The 15,461-nt window shown below is 75.4% G+C and carries 14 protein-coding genes and 1 pseudogene; 4 read left to right on the top strand and 11 right to left on the bottom strand.

The features are described 5' to 3' along the window. Positions 1-214: 214 nt before the first annotated feature. The 5 genes from ACFVSN_RS44610 to ACFVSN_RS44590 are packed head-to-tail and all read right to left on the bottom strand — an operon-like array spanning position 215 to position 6,243. Positions 215-841 carry a nucleoside deaminase gene (locus ACFVSN_RS44610; protein WP_380448571.1) on the bottom strand — a complete coding sequence of 209 codons (627 nt, stop codon included), beginning with the start codon at positions 839-841 and terminating at the stop codon, positions 215-217. Between the two features lie 33 nt (positions 842-874). After that, positions 875-1,984 carry a MerR family transcriptional regulator gene (locus tag ACFVSN_RS44605; RefSeq protein ID WP_387959258.1) on the bottom strand — a complete coding sequence of 370 codons (1,110 nt, stop codon included), beginning with the start codon at positions 1,982-1,984 and terminating at the stop codon, positions 875-877. Positions 1,985-2,018: 34 nt separating this feature from the next. Then, positions 2,019-2,903 carry an RNA polymerase sigma-70 factor gene (locus ACFVSN_RS44600; protein WP_387959256.1) on the bottom strand — a complete coding sequence of 295 codons (885 nt, stop codon included), beginning with the start codon at positions 2,901-2,903 and terminating at the stop codon, positions 2,019-2,021. A gap of 20 nt (positions 2,904-2,923) precedes the next feature. Next, on the bottom strand, positions 2,924-3,109 hold the full coding sequence (locus tag ACFVSN_RS44595) for a hypothetical protein (protein WP_380448577.1): 186 nt from the start codon (positions 3,107-3,109) through the stop codon (positions 2,924-2,926). Further along, positions 3,106-6,243, bottom strand: coding sequence for an SNF2-related protein (locus ACFVSN_RS44590; protein ID WP_387959254.1), 3,138 nt, complete (start codon positions 6,241-6,243; stop codon positions 3,106-3,108). Before ACFVSN_RS44590 ends, ACFVSN_RS44595 begins: the two co-directional genes overlap by 4 nt. Positions 6,244-6,417: 174 nt before the next feature. Here ACFVSN_RS44590 and ACFVSN_RS44585 point away from each other — a divergent pair, with 174 nt between their 5' ends. Then, entirely contained in the window at positions 6,418-7,032 is a 615-nt protein-coding gene (locus ACFVSN_RS44585; protein ID WP_380448580.1) for a YceI family protein, read from the top strand. A 124-nt stretch (positions 7,033-7,156) separates the two neighbouring features. Here ACFVSN_RS44585 and ACFVSN_RS44580 read toward each other — a convergent pair whose 3' ends face one another. Further along, complete coding sequence (locus ACFVSN_RS44580) at positions 7,157-8,122, bottom strand: LysR family transcriptional regulator (protein ID WP_387959253.1); 966 nt, start codon at positions 8,120-8,122, stop codon at positions 7,157-7,159. A gap of 110 nt (positions 8,123-8,232) precedes the next feature. Between ACFVSN_RS44580 and ACFVSN_RS44575 the strand changes: the two genes are divergently transcribed. Beyond that, entirely contained in the window at positions 8,233-9,528 is a 1,296-nt protein-coding gene (locus tag ACFVSN_RS44575; RefSeq protein ID WP_387959251.1) for an MFS transporter, read from the top strand. Positions 9,529-9,537: 9 nt separating this feature from the next. After that, positions 9,538-10,014 carry a macro domain-containing protein gene (locus ACFVSN_RS44570; protein ID WP_380496741.1) on the top strand — a complete coding sequence of 159 codons (477 nt, stop codon included), beginning with the start codon at positions 9,538-9,540 and terminating at the stop codon, positions 10,012-10,014. On the opposite strand, the gene ACFVSN_RS44565 is transcribed toward ACFVSN_RS44570, so the two are convergent. Further along, positions 10,008-10,571: a GNAT family N-acetyltransferase gene (locus tag ACFVSN_RS44565; RefSeq protein WP_387959249.1), complete on the bottom strand. Its 564-nt coding sequence runs from the start codon at positions 10,569-10,571 to the stop codon at positions 10,008-10,010. The two genes, ACFVSN_RS44570 and ACFVSN_RS44565, sit on opposite strands and share 7 nt — an antisense overlap. Before the next feature lie 182 nt (positions 10,572-10,753). On the opposite strand from ACFVSN_RS44565, the gene ACFVSN_RS44560 reads away from it, so the two are divergent. Further along, positions 10,754-11,581 (top strand): TetR family transcriptional regulator, encoded by an 828-nt coding sequence (locus ACFVSN_RS44560; RefSeq protein ID WP_387959247.1) that lies wholly within the window; start codon positions 10,754-10,756, stop codon positions 11,579-11,581. A gap of 75 nt (positions 11,582-11,656) precedes the next feature. Here the strand turns inward: ACFVSN_RS44560 and ACFVSN_RS44555 are convergent, their stop codons facing one another. From ACFVSN_RS44555 to ACFVSN_RS44540, 4 genes and pseudogenes are all read right to left on the bottom strand, one after another. After that, complete coding sequence (locus tag ACFVSN_RS44555) at positions 11,657-12,937, bottom strand: GNAT family N-acetyltransferase (protein WP_380496738.1); 1,281 nt, start codon at positions 12,935-12,937, stop codon at positions 11,657-11,659. 100 nt (positions 12,938-13,037) lie between these two features. Further along, the gene (locus ACFVSN_RS44550) at positions 13,038-13,547 is read right to left on the bottom strand and encodes a GNAT family N-acetyltransferase (RefSeq protein WP_380435746.1); all 510 of its coding nucleotides are present in this window, start codon (positions 13,545-13,547) and stop codon (positions 13,038-13,040) included. A gap of 110 nt (positions 13,548-13,657) precedes the next feature. Continuing rightward, entirely contained in the window at positions 13,658-14,905 is a 1,248-nt protein-coding gene (locus ACFVSN_RS44545) for a C40 family peptidase (protein WP_387959245.1), read from the bottom strand. Between the two features lie 282 nt (positions 14,906-15,187). Then, positions 15,188-15,461, bottom strand: a pseudogene (locus ACFVSN_RS44540) (hypothetical protein); the annotation flags it as partial.

Genomic DNA, 15,461 nt, shown 5'->3' with positions numbered 1-15,461 from the left:
GGTGTTCTCACCGTTGGCAGTCTGAAAATCACCCGTCACGCCCCTCTCCGCGGCCACCCCCTCCGCCACCCCCTCCCGCAGCCCGACCCTCTCGCTGTGGGGGGAGGGGGAAGGTGGGGGGGGTTGAGGTGGGTGCATTGGTGCGGCGGGGAGGGTGTGGGGGTGAGGGGTGGGGGTGGGGGGGGTTGGGTGAGGTGGGGTGGGGGTGAGGTGCTCAGGGGGGTGTTGCTGCCTTGGGGATGGTGGGCCATGTCTCTGTGATGAGCGTCCGGAGGTCTGGGGTCCTGAGCTGGGCGAACGTGTTCGCCAGGGTGGCGGTCTCGGGGTGGGCCTTCTGGATGACGGGGTGGGTGGGGCCTGCCCTGCGGATGGTGTCGGCCAGGAAGAGTGCCGTGGCCACCACCGACGCCCAGTGGTCCTCGGTGGGGCCCAGGAGGGGGAGGCCGGTGGTGGGCCGGTGGCCGGTGGCTTCCGCCCAGGGGTCCTCGGCCAGGTAGCGGACCGTTCCGACTCCGGTGAAGCCCGCTGCGGCCGTGCACATCGCGCACGGGCGGTGGCTGCTCCACAGGGTGTGGGTGCCGAGGTTCCAGGTGGTTCTGGCGGCGGCCAGCGCGTTGAGTTCGGCGTGGGCCAGCGGGGTGCCCTGGAGATGGTCCGGGCCGCCCGGGGGGTCGTACGCGCGGTTGCGGCCCTCCGTGACGATCGTGCCGGTCTCGTCGGTGAGCACCGCGCCCACCGGCAGGCCGTCGTCGAGCCAGGCGCGGTGGGCGAGTTCGAGGCAGCGGCGGGCGGCGGGCGGGAGTGCTGCCCAGGCGGTGGCGAAGTCCGGTGGGGTTCCCATGGTGGTGAGGCTAGGCGGCTTCGCGTCGTCCGATCACTCGGTGGATCGCACGAGTTCGGGCACCCGGATCGGCATCAGCATGGAGAAGGTGCCGTCGCGGCCGGGGGTGCGGATCGCCAGCGGGGCGATGGGGCCGCCGAGTTCGAGGACCAGTTGGTCGGGGCGGCCGGCGTCCAGGGCCTCCAGGAGGAAGGTCCGGTTGACCGCCACCCGGAGTTCGCCGGGGGTGGGGTCGGCGTCGGCCGGGGGCACCGCGAGTCGGCCGTCCGGGGTGACGGCGAGGACGGTGACCGCGCAGTCCGCGCCGTCCGGGCCGGACGGCAGGGTGTGGGTGGCGCCGGACTCGACGGCTCCGCGCAGGTCGGCGGCGGGGATGTCGACGCGGTGGAGCGGGTCGAGCCGGGTGAGCACCCGGTAGTCGGGGTAGTCGAGGTCCGGGGTGGCGCCCTCGATCCGGTGGGCGCCGGTCTCGATGCGTACGAAGCCGCCGCCGAGGGTGAGTTCGGCCTCCGTCGCGTCGGCGAGCAGGGCGCGCAGGGCGTCCGCCAGGGCGGTCGGGACGATCGTGCCGGCCCGTGGCTCGGGCGTGGTCGGCAGGGGCACCTCGGCGAGCGCCATCCGGTAGCGGTCGGTCGCCACCAGGCGCAGCGCGGCGCCGTCCACCTCGAACAGCACCCCGGCGAGGACCGGGAGTTCGGGGTCGGCGCAGACGGCGAAGCGGACCGCGTCCAGGGCGGCGGCCAGCGCGGGGGCCGGGACGGTGAGCCGGAGCTCGGCGGGGGCGGCGGTCATCGGGTTCTCCCTCTGGTCGATCAGCGTGCGGATCAGGGAGAGTTCGCGGCGGGCGTCGGCGAGGCCGTCCTCCAGGCGGCGCAGGTGCGCGTCGACGACGCGATGGGCCGCGCCGGAGCCGGGGGCCGCGCCGAGCACGGCGCGGATCCCGGCCAGCGGCAGGCCGACGCGGCGCAGCCGGGCGAGCAGGCGGGCGTCTGCGAGCTGCCGGGGCCCGTACCAGCGGTAGCCGGTCTGCGGATCGACGTGGGCGGGGGCGAGCACGTCGGCGCCGTCGTAGTAGCGCAGGGTGCCGACGCCCAGACCGGTGGCGCGGGCCAGTTCGCCGATGCTGTGCAGGTCGCTCTCCATGCCGGTCACTGTGGTTCCTCGACCAGGTGGAGGGTCAAGGATTGAGCCGGGTGAGCTTGTGGGGGTTGCGGACGGTCCGCATGGCGGCGATGAGGGGTGCGCCGTCGGGGCCTTCGGCGAACTCGAAGACCGTGACGGAGTCGACGCGGTCGCCCACCGCGAGCAGCAGGCCGGGCTGGCCGTTGACGAGGGCCGGGCGGGCGGTGGCTTCGCCGAGCTGCGTGAGGACGCCGAGGACGAAGCGGGCCACGTTGTCGGCGCCGGTGACGGGGCGCAGTGCGGCGCGCACGACACCGCCGCCGTCGGTCCACGAGGTGACGTCGGGGGCGAGCAGCTCCAGCATGCGGTTGAGGTCGCCGCCGACGCAGGCCGCGAGGAACTCGTCGGTGGCCCGGCGGCGCAGGTCCGCGGGGGCGTCGTAACGGGGCCGGCCGGCCTGGACGTGGGCCCTGGCCCGGCTGCCGACCTGGCGGCAGGCCGTCTCGCCGCGGTCGAGGGCCTCGCCGATCTCCTTGTATGAGAAGCCGAAGACCTCCTTGAGCACGAAGACGGCCCGTTCCAGCGGGGAGAGGCTCTCCAGCAGCACCATGACGGCGAGCGAGACGGTCTCGGCGCGTTCGACGCCCTCGGTCGCGTCCGGCTCGCCGACGAGGGGTTCGGGCAGCCACGGGCCGACGTAGGACTCGCGGCGGATGGCGGCCGAGTCGAGCCGGTTGAGGGCGAGGTTGGTGACCGTCCGGGCGAGGTAGCCGGCCGGGTTGGCGACCGGGCCGGTGACCTGGCTCCAGCGCAGCCAGGTGTCCTGGACCAGGTCCTCGGCGTCGGCGACGCTGCCGAGCATCCGGTAGGCGATGCCGAAGATCATCCGCCGGTGCGCTTCGAAGTCGGCGAGGCCGGGGTGTTCGAGGGTTTCGGTCACCTTCGCAGGGTAGCCGCCGGTCAGGCGCGGAACGCGTCGTAGGCCGGGGCGAGCACGGCGGCGAGGTCGCGTCCGCGCACGGTGATGCCGGACGGGCCCAGGCGGCGGAGGGACGGTTCGTCCGTGTCCCGGTCGTCCTCGGCTCTCAGGGTGAAGTCGCCGCGCCAGTAGGCGGCGACGTTCACGACGGGGTCGGGTTCGGTCATGCTTCCTCCTCGGCCACCGCGTCGCCGCGGGTGAGTTCGACCAGTTCGCGCAGCGCGTCGGCGGGCAGGTCGGTGAGCCAGTGCTCGCCCTCCCCGACCACGGTGTCGGCCAACGCGCGCTTGGCGGTGAGGAGTTCGTCGATGCGCTCCTCGACCGTGCCGACGCACACCAGCCGGCGCACCTGGACGTCCCGGCGCTGGCCGATCCGGAACGCGCGGTCGGTGGCCTGCTGCTCGACCGCCGGGTTCCACCAGCGGTCGAGGTGGATCACCTGGTTGGCGGCGGTCAGGTTGAGCCCGGTGCCGCCGGCCCGCAGGGAGAGGATGAACACCCGCGGCCCGTCCGGGGATTGGAAGCGTTCGATGAGCTCCTCGCGGCGGGCCCGGGAGAGTCCGCCGTGCAGGTAGAGCACCTCCTCGCCGAGCCGCCGGGCCAGGTACGGGCGGAGCATCGCGCCGAACTCGGCGTACTGGGTGAAGACCAGGGTGCGGTCGCCCTCGGCGAGGGCCTCTTCGAGGAGCTCGGCCAGTCGGGCCACCTTGCCCGAGCGCCCACCCAACGCCGAACCGTCGTGCAGCAGTTGGGCCGGGTGGTTGCACACCTGCTTGAGCTTGCCGATCGCGGCGAGCACCGTGCCGCGGCGCTCCACGCCCCGGATGCCCTCGACCCGGCGCAGCAGGTCGGCCACCACCGCCTGGTAGAGGCCGGCCTGCTCGGCGGTGAGGTTGCACCAGACGGTCATCTCCTGCTTGGCGGGCAGGTCGACCGCCACCGCCGGGTCGGTCTTGAGCCGGCGCAGGACGAACGGGCTGGTGCGGCGCCGGAGTTCGGCGGTGCGGTCGGGGCTGCGGTGCAGTTCGACGGGGATCGCGTAGCGCTCCTTGAAGCGCTCGGCCGGACCGAGCAGCCCGGGGTTGGCGAAGTCCAGGACGGCGTGCAGCTCGGACAGCCGGTTCTCCACCGGGGTGCCGGTGAGGGCGATCCGGTGCACGGCGACCGGCAGGGCGCGGATCGCGCGGGCCTGGGCGGTGCCGGCGTTCTTGACGTGCTGGGCCTCGTCGGCCACGACCCGGCGCCAGCGGACCTTCCGCAGGGCGGCGAGGTCGCGCTGAACCAGTCCGTAGGTGGTGATGACGAGGTCCACTTCCCCGACGGCGGCGGCGAGTTCGTCCGGGCCGAGGCGGCCGGAGCCGTGGTGGACGTGGGTGCGCAGGCCGGGGGCGAAGCGCTCGGTCTCGCGCTGCCAGTTCCCGACGAGGGACATCGGGCAGACCAGCAGGGTGGGGGCCGTCGCGCCGTCCGCCTGCTCGGCGGCCAGCAGGGCGAGGGTCTGCACGGTCTTGCCGAGGCCCATGTCGTCGGCCAGGACGGCGCCCAGGCCGAGCCCGGCCATCGCCCGTAGCCAGGCCAACCCCCGCTCCTGGTACGGGCGGAGGGTCGCGCGGAAGTCCGGCGGGAGCGTGGGGGCCGGGGCGGTGGCGGTGCGCCCGGCGAGCAGGTCGCCCAATGGGCCGTCGGCCCGGACGGCGGTGACCGGCAGGCCGGCGACGGTGGCCTCGGGGTCGAGCGCCATCCGCAGCACCTGCGTCGTGGCGATGGCGGTGTCCCGCCGGTGGTCGAGGAAGGCGAGCGCGGCGGCGATCTGCGCCGGGTCGGCCTCCAGCCAGGTGCCCCGTACCCGGACCAACCCCTGCTTGGCGGCGGCCAGTTCGGCGAGCTCCCGCTCGCTGAGCGGATCGCCGTCCGGGCCGAGCGCCGCCTGCCACTGGAACGCGACGACGGCGTCCCGGTCCACCTGGCTCGTGACGGCAAGCGAGCCGGGCGCGGGCGGGGTGGTGACGCGCAGGGCGAGGCCGAGCCGGGGCTTGCGGCGCCACCAGGCCGGGAGCAGCACGCCGAACCCGCTCTCGGCGAGGGCGGGCGCCGCGGTGCGCAGGAAGTCCAGGGCCCCGGCGCGGTCGAGCGGGAGGGCGGACGGGCGGGAGCGGTGGCGCAGCCCGTCCAGCTCCGGCCAGCGGTGGGCGGCGCGGGCGAGTTCGGCGGCCAGGACGTCGGCCGGGTCGTCGGCCTTGCGGGCCAGCGCGGCGCGGGCGGCGCCGCCTTCGTGCAGGTCGGCGGCGCGGACCAGCAGGGACGGCTCGTCGACGGCCTGGAGCAGGAACTCCACTTGCCAGGCGTCGTCGGACGGACGGCCCTCGGGGTCGCCGTCGTCCGGGCCGAGTGGCTCCAGCAGGCGGAAGCAGAGCCGCAGGGCGGGGTCGGTGGGCTCGGCGGCGGCGCACCAGGCGGAGAGCCGGCGGTGCAGGTCGGCCAGGTCCCCCGGGTCGGCGGCGAAGGAGGCGTCCGGGGCGGCGAGGGCCGTCAGCCACTGCTCGGCCGCGCCGGTCGGGGCGTCGCCGCCGCGCAGGAGCGGGGGCGCGGCGGCGAGGGCGGACCTCGCCTCGGCGTCCACGAGGGCGCTCAGCGCGGCGTCGACCAGCGCTTCGCCCGTGACACCGGCGGGCGGCCACTCCCCCAGGGCCACCGGCGGGCAGCCGGCGGCGAGGGCGGCAGCCTCCCGGCGGCCGTCGGCGGTGAGGTCCGGACTCCAGCGGGCCTGCGGGACGCCGTCCGCCAGGAGCTGCGGCAGCACCCGGCCGCCGCCGACCGTCCGCCAGGCGAGGTCGTGCACGCCGGTGAGCCAGCGCAGCGACGGCCCGTAGACGACGTCGACGCGCCCGAGGCCGGGCAGTTCGGTGCCGGTCACCGCCCAGTGCGGGTCGAAGACCTCGCCCAGCAGCTGGGCCGCCGCCCCGGCGTCGAACAGCAGCGCGGGCACCCGCCACGGCGCGAGCACCGCCGCGCCGCGCACGGGGGTGGCCGGCAGGTCGGGGGACGGCGCGGGCAGGGAGCCGGCGGTCGGCAGCAGCAGGGTGGCCCAGCGCTCGGACGCCTGGCCGGCCAGCCAGCCGAGGCCCGGGCCGATCCCGCCGAGCACGGCGGCCACCTCGGCGGCCGGACTGGCGTAGGGGTGGGCGCGCGGGGCCGTCCGCGCGGGCGCCTCCACGGCCGCGGCCGCGGGGTGGCGGCGGGCGTCCTCGGCCCAGAGCGCCAGCCTGCCGTCCGCGCGCCAGAGCGCGTGCAGGGCGAACATGGGCGGGCCTCTCGGGGGTGGCGGAGCTGCTCGTGGATTGACCGGGGTCGCCCTGGAAGCGTAATCGCGACCACCGACACGGCGAAGTGGTTGAAGTTTGAACGAGGCGGGTCTATGGTGGTTCCAGGAAGAAGTTGAAGCCTAAACAAATGGCTTCGAACCCGAGGAGGAGCCATGGGCCTGTTCAACCGCACCAAGACCGCCGCCACGACCGCCACCGCCGTCGCCGAGGCCCCGACCGGGCCGGACCTCGCCCACCTGACCGGCGACTGGACGGTCGACACCACGCACAGCGAGGTCGGCTTCTCGGTGCGCCACGCGATGGTGACCAACGTCAAGGGCCGCTTCACCGACTACGACGGCAAGCTGCACCTCGACGGCGCCACCCCCGGCAACTCCAGCGCCGAACTGGTGATCAAGGTCGCCAGCATCGACACCAACCAGGCCCAGCGCGACGAGCACCTGCGCACCGGCGACTTCTTCGCCGTCGACACCCACCCGGAGATCCGCTTCCGCAGCACCTCCGCCGAGCGCCTGCGCGGCGACTCCTACCGGATGACCGGCGACCTCACGATCAAGGGCACCACCCGCCCGATCGTCCTCGACCTCGACTACACCGGCAGCGCCACCGACGCCTACGGCGCCGAGCGGGTCGGCTTCGAGGGCACCGCCGTCGTCGACCGCACCGAGTTCGGCCTGACCTACAACGCGGCGCTGGAGACCGGCGGCGTGCTGATCGGCGAGAAGGTCAAGCTCAGCTTCGACATCTCCGCCGTGAAGGCCGCCTGACCAGGACGCCGGCCACGGCCGCGCGACCGGAACCGCACCGCCCCTGCCGCCCCCCGAACGGCAGGGGCGGTGCGTCGTTCCCGCGCACAACGGCCGTGGGGCGCCGGGTCGACCGCACCAGGCCTCAGCCGGGGAGCAGCGCCGCGTCCGGCGACGGCAGCCAGCTGCCCGGCGGGCGGCGCAGCCAGCCCTCGGCCGCGCCGAGCGCGGAGGCCGCACCGGCCAGCGCCGTCAGGCCGGCGTGCCGCAGGCCCGGCCGGTGTACCAGGCTGACCAGGCAGAGCGGCACCGGCTCGACCAGCGGCACGTTCACCGCGCCCGGGATGCGCGGACCGCCGACCGTGGTCAGCATCGCGTCGCCGTGCCGCGCCAGGTAGCGGGCGGTCTCGTCCACGCCCACCGGTGGCACGTACGGGGCGGCCGCCGTCAGGCCGTGCTCGCGCAGCAGGCGGGCGCCGAGGTCGGTCCACTCGGTGGTGGCCGGGTTGCCGGCGCAGATGTCCACGGGGTGCCCGGCCAGGTCGGCCGGGCGCAGCACCGGACGGCCGGCCAGCGGGTGGGTGTCCGCCATCATCACCGAGACGTGCTCCAACCGGACCGGGATCTGGGCGAGTTGACCGCGCAGCGCGGCGGGGAGCCCGGCGAAGCGGCCGAAGGACACGTCCAGCCGGTGGGCGAGCAGCTCGCCGGCGGCCGCCGCGAGGCCGCCGTGGAAGCGGGCCAGCAGCTCGCCCTCCGGGCGGGCGGCGCGGGCCCGGGCGAGCACCCGGCCGGCGGTCAGGTCGGGGCCGGTGACGTCGCTGTTGAGGTCGAGCAGCAGCGGCCGTTCGGCGGCGCCCGCGACGATCTCGTCGTGCAGGGCGAGGAGTTGGCGGGCCTGCGGCAGCAACCTCCGCCCGGCCGGGGTGAGTTCGACGCTGCGCGTGGTGCGGGTGAACAGCGCGTCGCCGAGCAGCCGCTCCAGGGTGCGGACGTCCCGGCTGAGCGCCTGCTGCGCCACGTGCAGCAGGCCGGCGGCCCGGCCGAAGTGGAGCGTCTCGGCGGTCGCGACGAAGCCTCGCAGCAGGCGGGGATGCAGATCGACGGGCATGGCGGCAGATTAACAACACCGTGTTGTGAGTGCGACGGAACAGGTGTTGGACCGCGGACGGGACGCCGGGCGAGGCTGGGGGCAATCCCCCACGACTCCCCAGGAGCCCCATGGCCTCGCGCGCCCTTTTCGCGTCCACCCCCGGCCCGTCCCTCCTCGCCTCGTACCGGCGCCTGTTCGCCGCCCCCGGCGCCGCCGCGTTCACGCTGGCCGGGCTGCTCGGCCGGCTCGCGCTCTCGATGACCGGCGTCTCGCTCGTGGTGCTGATCGCCGAGCGGCGGGGCTCCTACGGCCTGGCCGGCACCGTCGCGGCGGCCGGGCTCGCCACCGGCGCGATCGGGATGCCGCTGATCGGCCGGCTGGTCGACCGCCACGGGCAGGCGCGGGTGGCCGTCCCGGCGGCGCTGTACAACGCCGTGCCGCTGCTCGGCCTGGTGCTCTGCGTCCGCCTCGGCGCGCCCGACTGGACCCTCTACGCGTGCTGGGCGGCCTGCGCCGCCGCACCCAACCTCGGCGGCATGGCCCGCGCCCGCTGGGCGCACCTGCACCGCGACGACCCCGCCGCCCGGCACGTGGCCAACTCCCTCGAACAGGCGCTGGACGAGCTCTGCTTCATGGCCGGGCCGGTCCTCGGCATGCTGCTCTGCACGACCGTCGCGCCCGAGGCGGGGCTGCTCACCGCCGGGACGCTCGGCACCGCCGGCACCCTGCTGTTCGCCGCCCAGCGGCGCACCGAGCCGCCCCTGGCGGCCGGGAGCCCGGCCGCACCCCGTCACGGCTCCCCGCTGCGCACGCCCGGACTGCGCGTCCTCGTGCTGACCTTCCTCGCCACCGGCGCGGTGTTCGGCTCGACGGAGATCACCACGGTCGCGTACGCCGACGCGCTCGGCCACAAGCCGGTCGCGGGCGGGCTGCTGGCCCTCGTGGCGGCCGGATCCTGCGTGGCCGGGCTGCTCTTCGGGCTGCTGGCGCCGCGCTCGGCACCGGGCGTGCGCTTCCTGCGCGGGATCGCCACGATGGCGGCGCTGCTGCTCCTGCCGCTCGCCGCCGGGCTGGGCGGGGCCGGGTTCGGCCTGCTCGGGCTCGCACTGTTCGCGGCCGGCACCGGCACCGCGCCGACCATGGTGACGGGCATGACGCTCGTCCAGGAGCTGCTCCCGCAGCGGCAGTTGAACGAGGGCATGGCGGTGGCGGTGTCCGGCATCGTGATCGGGATCTCGGCGGGCGCGGCGATCGCCGGGACGGTCGCCGAGCACGCCCCGCCCGGCACGGGCTACGCGCTGCCCGCCGCTGCGGCCGGGCTCGCGCTGCTGATCGCCCTCGCCGGGCGGCGCCACCTGGCGCGGCCCGGCGGCCGGGCCGGGGCAGCGGAGAATTCCGAACGGACTGTCAGTGCGGCGGGCTAGCGTTCGGACATGTCGACCATCACGTACGTCCGCGGCGACGCCACGGCGCCCCAGGCCAAGGGCGTCAAGGTGATCGCACACGTCTGCAACGACCTCGGCGGCTGGGGGAAGGGGTTCGTCCTCGCCCTGTCCAAACGCTGGCCGGAGCCCGAGGCCGCGTTCCGGCGCTGGCACCGGGAGCGCGCGAAGAACGACTTCGGGCTGGGCGCACTCCAGTTGGTGCAGGTCGAGCCGTACGTCTGGGTGGCCAACATGGTCGGCCAGCGCGGCATCCGGACCGGGCGCTCCACCGGGGTGCCGGTGCGGTACGAGGCCATCGACACCGCGCTGGCCGCCCTGGGCGAGCGGGCGGCCGGACTGGGCGCCTCCGTCCACATGCCGAGGATCGGCTGCGGGCTGGCGGGCGGGCGCTGGGAGCGGGTCGAGCCGCTGGTGCGGGCCCGGCTCGTGGAGCGGGGGGTGCCGGTGACGGTGTACGACTACTGAGCGGCCTCGGAGCCGTCCACGCGGTGCGCTTCGACCGGCCAGGTGTACTCGTATTCGGGCAGCACGTGGCCGCCCGGGAACACGCCCTCCTGCTCGGCCGTCCGCCGGCCGCCCTCGCGCTCGTAGAAGGCGACCGCGCGGGTGTTGTCCCGCAGCACCTCCAGGTACAGCGCGGCCCCCGGGTGCCGTGCGGCGACGCGTGCGCGTGCCTCGGCCAGCAGGGCGCGGCCGATGCCGCCGCCGGTGCTGCCGGGCCGGACGTGCAGGTTGTCCAGGAGCACCCGGCCGTCGGGCTGCGGCACGAGGTAGGCGAACCCGACGACCTCACCGGCCCGTTCGGCGATCAGCAGCTCGGGCGTGTTGTCCGGGCCGCCGTAGTCGACGGTCAGCCGCAGTTCCCACAGCTCGCGGCGCTGGGCGGCCAGCCCGTCCCCGAGCGCCTCGGCGGGGACGATCCCCCGGTACGCCGTGCGCCAGCTGAGCGCGTGGAGGTCCGCGACGGCGCCGGCGTCGTCCGCCCCACCGCGCCGGATGGTGGTCTGCTCGGAACCGATCATGTGACGAGCCTCCCACACCCGCAGAGTTGAACATGTTCAATCCAGCCCGCTACAGTTCGAGCATGCTTTTGAACGCGTTCGAAATGAGCGGGGGCGGAGCGGCGGCACCGGATGCGGAGGGGGCATCCGGTGCCGCGTGCACCGACACCGGCTGGAACCTGGTCTCCGGCTAGGCTCGTGGCGTGGCAGACCTGGAAGCGAGCAACGAACCGGACGGGACGACCGGAGCAAGAGTCCCCGACGGCACGGAGGAGACGGCGCCGGCCCCCGCGGCGGCCGCCGCACCAACCGCCGAGTCGCGGGGCAGCCGCGCCCAGCCGAAGACGGACAAGAGCGAGGCCACCAGGGCGCTGATCCTGGAGACCGCGATGCGCCTCTTCCAGGAGCGCGGCTACGAGAAGACCACCATGCGGGCCATCGCCACCGAGGCGGGAGTCTCGGTCGGAAACGCTTATTACTACTTCGCGGCCAAGGAATTCCTGATTCAAGGGTTCTACGACCGGATGACCTACGACCATGCGGCCGACGCCCGGAACCGCATGGCCCATACGCGCGACTTCGCCGAGCGCCTGGAGATCGCGCTGGTCTCCTGGCTCGACACGGCCGCGCCGTACCACGAGTTCGCCGCGCAGTTCTTCCGGACGGCCGCCGACCCGACCAGCTCGTTGAGCCCGTTCTCCAACGAGTCGCACCCGGCGCGGGCGACCGCCGTCGCACTGTTCCGCGACGTGCTGCAGGGCTCGGACCTGGCGCCGAAGCTGGACGCCGAGCTGGTCGAGCTGCTGCCCGACGTGCTCTGGCTGCACCTCATGGTCGTGGTCCTCTACTGGGTCTTCGACCGGACCGAGGAGACCGAGCGGACCCGGGAGTTCGTCCGCCGCTCCACCCCCATGGCGGCCCGGGTGATCAACCTCTCGCGCTACCGGGTGTTCCGGCCGATCGTCCGCGATGCCAAGGGCCTCATCCAGGACTTCATCCTGCCCACCATCGGGAAGACCGCCATCAAGTAGGGCGCCGCACACGGCGCCTGGGAATGCCGGGACCCGGCCCACTCGCAGGTGGGCCGGGCCCCGGATCGCCCGGGCTCAGAAGCTGTCCGGGTTCCAGGCCAGCAGCGGGGTGCGCAGCAGCAGGTCGGCCGCGGCGGCCGCGCCCGGGCGCAACTCGGTGACGAGACCGGCCGCGGCCAGCCGCGGGAGCGTCTCGCCGCCCAGGTAGAGCGCGCCCAACTCGGAGGCGCCGAGGGCGAGATCGGCCGCGTCGTCGGTCGGCGTGCAGCGTCCGGTGCCGTCGGCGGCGACCTCGATCGCCCAGCGGCCGGCCGCGAAGCCGAGCCGGTCCTCGACCTCCAGCACCACGCGCCCGGGTGCGCCGTACGTGCGGGCGTTGAAGGCCGCCTCGACGTCGAGCACCCGCAGCCAGGTGAAGTCGGCGTTCTCCACGTACGGGGTGGCGGCGCGCGGGTCCTGGAGGAGCAGCGGCAGCGGGTCGTCCGGGCCGATGTTCTCGACGACGACCTTGCGCACCCAGTCGACGGCGAGCACGAACCGCCACAGCTCGGCCGCCGTCGCCCGGTCGAGGGCGAGGAAGTCGACCACGGTGAGCGTGCAGTTCGGGTAGCTGCCGTCCCAGGTGTCGTCGACCCGGTAGGCCACCGCACCGGTGACGGTGCCGTCGGGCGCCCGGTGGACGGCGACGAACGGCTCCTTGAACTCGAAGCCCGGCACCTTGATCTCGCCGGTGTTGCGCTTCCACCACAGCTCGTCGCGGGCGAGCGCGCCGGGCTGGGTGAGCCGCCAGCGGTCGTGGAGCTCGGGCCCGGTCTTGCGGATCTCCTCCATGGTGGCGAAGTCGATCCGCCCGCCCGGGACGGTGGGCAGGCCCTCGCGCAGGCCGCGGGTGCGGTTGAGGTCGACGTTCCAGCCGTGGCCCCGGGTGGCCGGGCCGAAGCCGTAGCGGCCGTAGATGTTGTACTCGGCGGCGATCAGCACGGCGACCGCGCAACCGCGCCCGCGCGCGGCGGTCAAGTCCCGCCGCATCATGGCGCTGAGCAGGCCGCGCCGGCGGTGGGTGGCACTGACCGTGACGGCGGTGACGGCGTCGGCCGGGACGGTCGCGCCGCCCGGGACCGTCAGCTCGACGTCGAAGCTGCGGAAGGTGGCGACGCAGCGGCCCTCGTCGAAGCCGCCGAGCACCCGCCCCGGCTGCCACTGCAGGCGGCGGAAGTCGGCGGCGCTCTCCACGTGCGAGCGCAGGAACCCGAGGGCGAGCGCGCGGTCCCACGCGGCGACCTCGTCCTCGGAAATCGCGCGGATCTCAATCCCGTTGACCGTCTCGACGGCCCCTTCGTCGGTCGTGTTGCCCATGGGGCCACGGTACGACCGGGCCCGGATGGACGGCATCTCATTTATTCGTGCCCGATCCGTACACGACCCGCCGTGCTCACCGCCGTGCTCACCGACGTGCTCACCGGGTGTGCTCCCCCGGCCGCACCGCCCAGTGCCGGCAGTGCAGCACGCGGTCCGCGAAGTCGACGTCGCGCTCGCCGAGCAGCCGGAACCCGAGCGCCCGGCAGATGCCGTTGGACGGCCCGTTGGTCACGGCCGGGAACGCGTGCACCTCGCCCCAGCGGCCGTCCCGCGCCGCCGCGTCCAGCAGCTCCCGGACGGCCGCCTTGGCGAGCCCGCGGCCCTGGAACTCGGGCAGCACCATCCAGCCGACCTCGGAGAGGGCGGCGCCGTCCTCCTCGTGCGACCAGAGCGCGATCCCGCCGGCCATGACCTCCCCGGCGCCGTCCGGCACGACGATCGCCTTGATCCACGACCGGTCCTCGGCGACCAACCGCACGTCCTTGCGCAGGCGCTCGGCCACCGCCTCCTCCGGCAGCGGCCCGCCCAGCTCGGCCATCATCACGGGGTCGCACCGCATCCGCACGTACGTCCCGGCATCGCCCTCTTCGACATCCCGCAGCCGCACCAACGCCTCCTCGCCGACGATCGGAACGCCACGCTAGCGGCGGCCACCGACAAGACCGCCGGAACCGGCCGGGCGGCGGCTCCGTCCTGGGCCTGCCGCTCCCTGAGCCCCTACGGGCGGGCGTAGAAGTCGGGGGTGCCCATGATCCAGAGGCTGGCCTGCTTGACCGGCATGCCGACGCGCGGGGCCTCGATCATCTGGTCGTCCCCGATGTAGAGCCCGACGTGGTGGATGTCGGCGGCCCGGCCGGTGTCGGTCCAGAAGACGAGGTCGCCGGGTCGCAGGTCGCGGTAGCGGACGGGGGTGCTCTGGGCGTACTGGTCGGCGGCGAAGTGGTTGAGCTCCCGGCCGCCCTCGCGCCAGGCCATCATCGTCAGCCCCGAGCAGTCGTAGCCGGCCGGGCCCTCGCCGCCCCAGATGTACGGCAGGCCGATCTTGGAGCGGGCGAAGGCGACGGCGGCCGCCGCGCCCTCGGCGGACCACGGCCGGGCGGGCGGTGCCGCCGGGGTCGCCTGGGCCGCAGCCGCAGCGGCCGCCGCCTCCGCCGCGGCCTGTTCGGCCGCCGCCTTCTCGGCCGCGGCCCGGGCGGCGGCCTCGGCCTCGCGGGCGGCGATCGCCTCCAGGGCCTCGTGCCGCTGCCGCTCCAGTTCGACGGTGGTGTGCCGGGCGGCGGCGAGGTCGGCGAGCAGCTGCTCGCGGCGGCGGCCGATCGCGAGGACCTCACCCTGCTGCGCCGCCAGCCGTTCCTCCGCCCGGCCGCGCGCGGCGCCGACCTCGGCGGCGGCGCGCCCGGCGGCCTCGGTGGCGGTCCGGGCCGCGTCGGAGGCGCGGCCCGCGGCGGCGGCCGTGGCGGTGGCGGCGTCGAGGATCTGCCGGGTGCGCCCGCTGGCGACGCCGATCGCGGTGGCGCGGTCGCCGAGCTCGCGGGGGCCTCGCGCGCCGAGCAGGGCGTTGAGCGCGGCCAGTTCGGCGCCGGCGCCCTGCCGGTACGTTTCGGCGGCGAGCTGGGCGGCGTCCTCGACGGCGGCGACCCGCTCCGTCTCGGCGGCGGCCGCCCGTTGCGTGGCGGCGGTCTCCTCGGTGCGGGCCCGGGTGAGCGCGAGCTGGGCGCCGTTGTAGGCCTCCACGGCCTGCTCGGCGCCGCGTCCGGCCCGGTCCAGCTCGACCCTGGCGGCGGCCAGCCCGGCCTCGATGGCTCCGGCCGAGGCGGCCGTGCGGTCGGCCTCGGCCCTGGCCCGGTCGACGTCCTCGGCGGAGGGGTACGGCTCCGGCTCGGCCCGGGCGGCGTGGGCGGCCGGCAGCAGCCCGAGCACGGCGGTGAGGGAGAGCAGGAGGGTCGGCAGGAGCCTGCGCACCACGGGACGTCCCTTTCGCACGGACCGGACGGGTCCCGGGTCGGACGCGTCGCGGTCGGACGGGTCACGCGGTCGGACGGACCGTCTGCCGGGCGCCCGCCGGACGGACGGGCGGCGCAGGATCGGGATGCGGCCGGGCGGACGGCCCGGCGATGTGTCCAGTGCGTGACGAAGCGGTCACTCACTGCTCATGTTCTCAAGTCCGCCGTCGTTCACACACGGAATACGCACCGCCGGCCGGGTGAGCATCGGATGATCCGATCGGCGACCGATTCCAGCCGCGGACTAGCGGCGGATCCGGCGGGTGTGCGTCCGCAGGTAGGAGTGGCGCTCGGGCCGAGGCTCCAGCCCGGTCGGCCGCACCGCGTACGTCCGGCTGCGCCCGGCCCGGACCGTCCGGCGGCGCTGCTGCGCGCCGCGGCCCCGCCCGTCCCCGCCGCCCGACGCGCCGTACGCCTGGCCCTCGTGGCTGCGTCCGGCGCCGCGTCGGGGTCCGGCCCGCGCCCCGTGGGTGGCACGGCCGGGGTGCCGAGCTCGGACATCGCAGCCGGGATGTACG

This window comes from Kitasatospora sp. NPDC057904 (genome assembly GCF_042887925.1).
Taxonomy (GTDB): domain Bacteria; phylum Actinomycetota; class Actinomycetes; order Streptomycetales; family Streptomycetaceae; genus Kitasatospora.
This window is presented reverse-complemented; position numbering and strand designations above follow the sequence as displayed.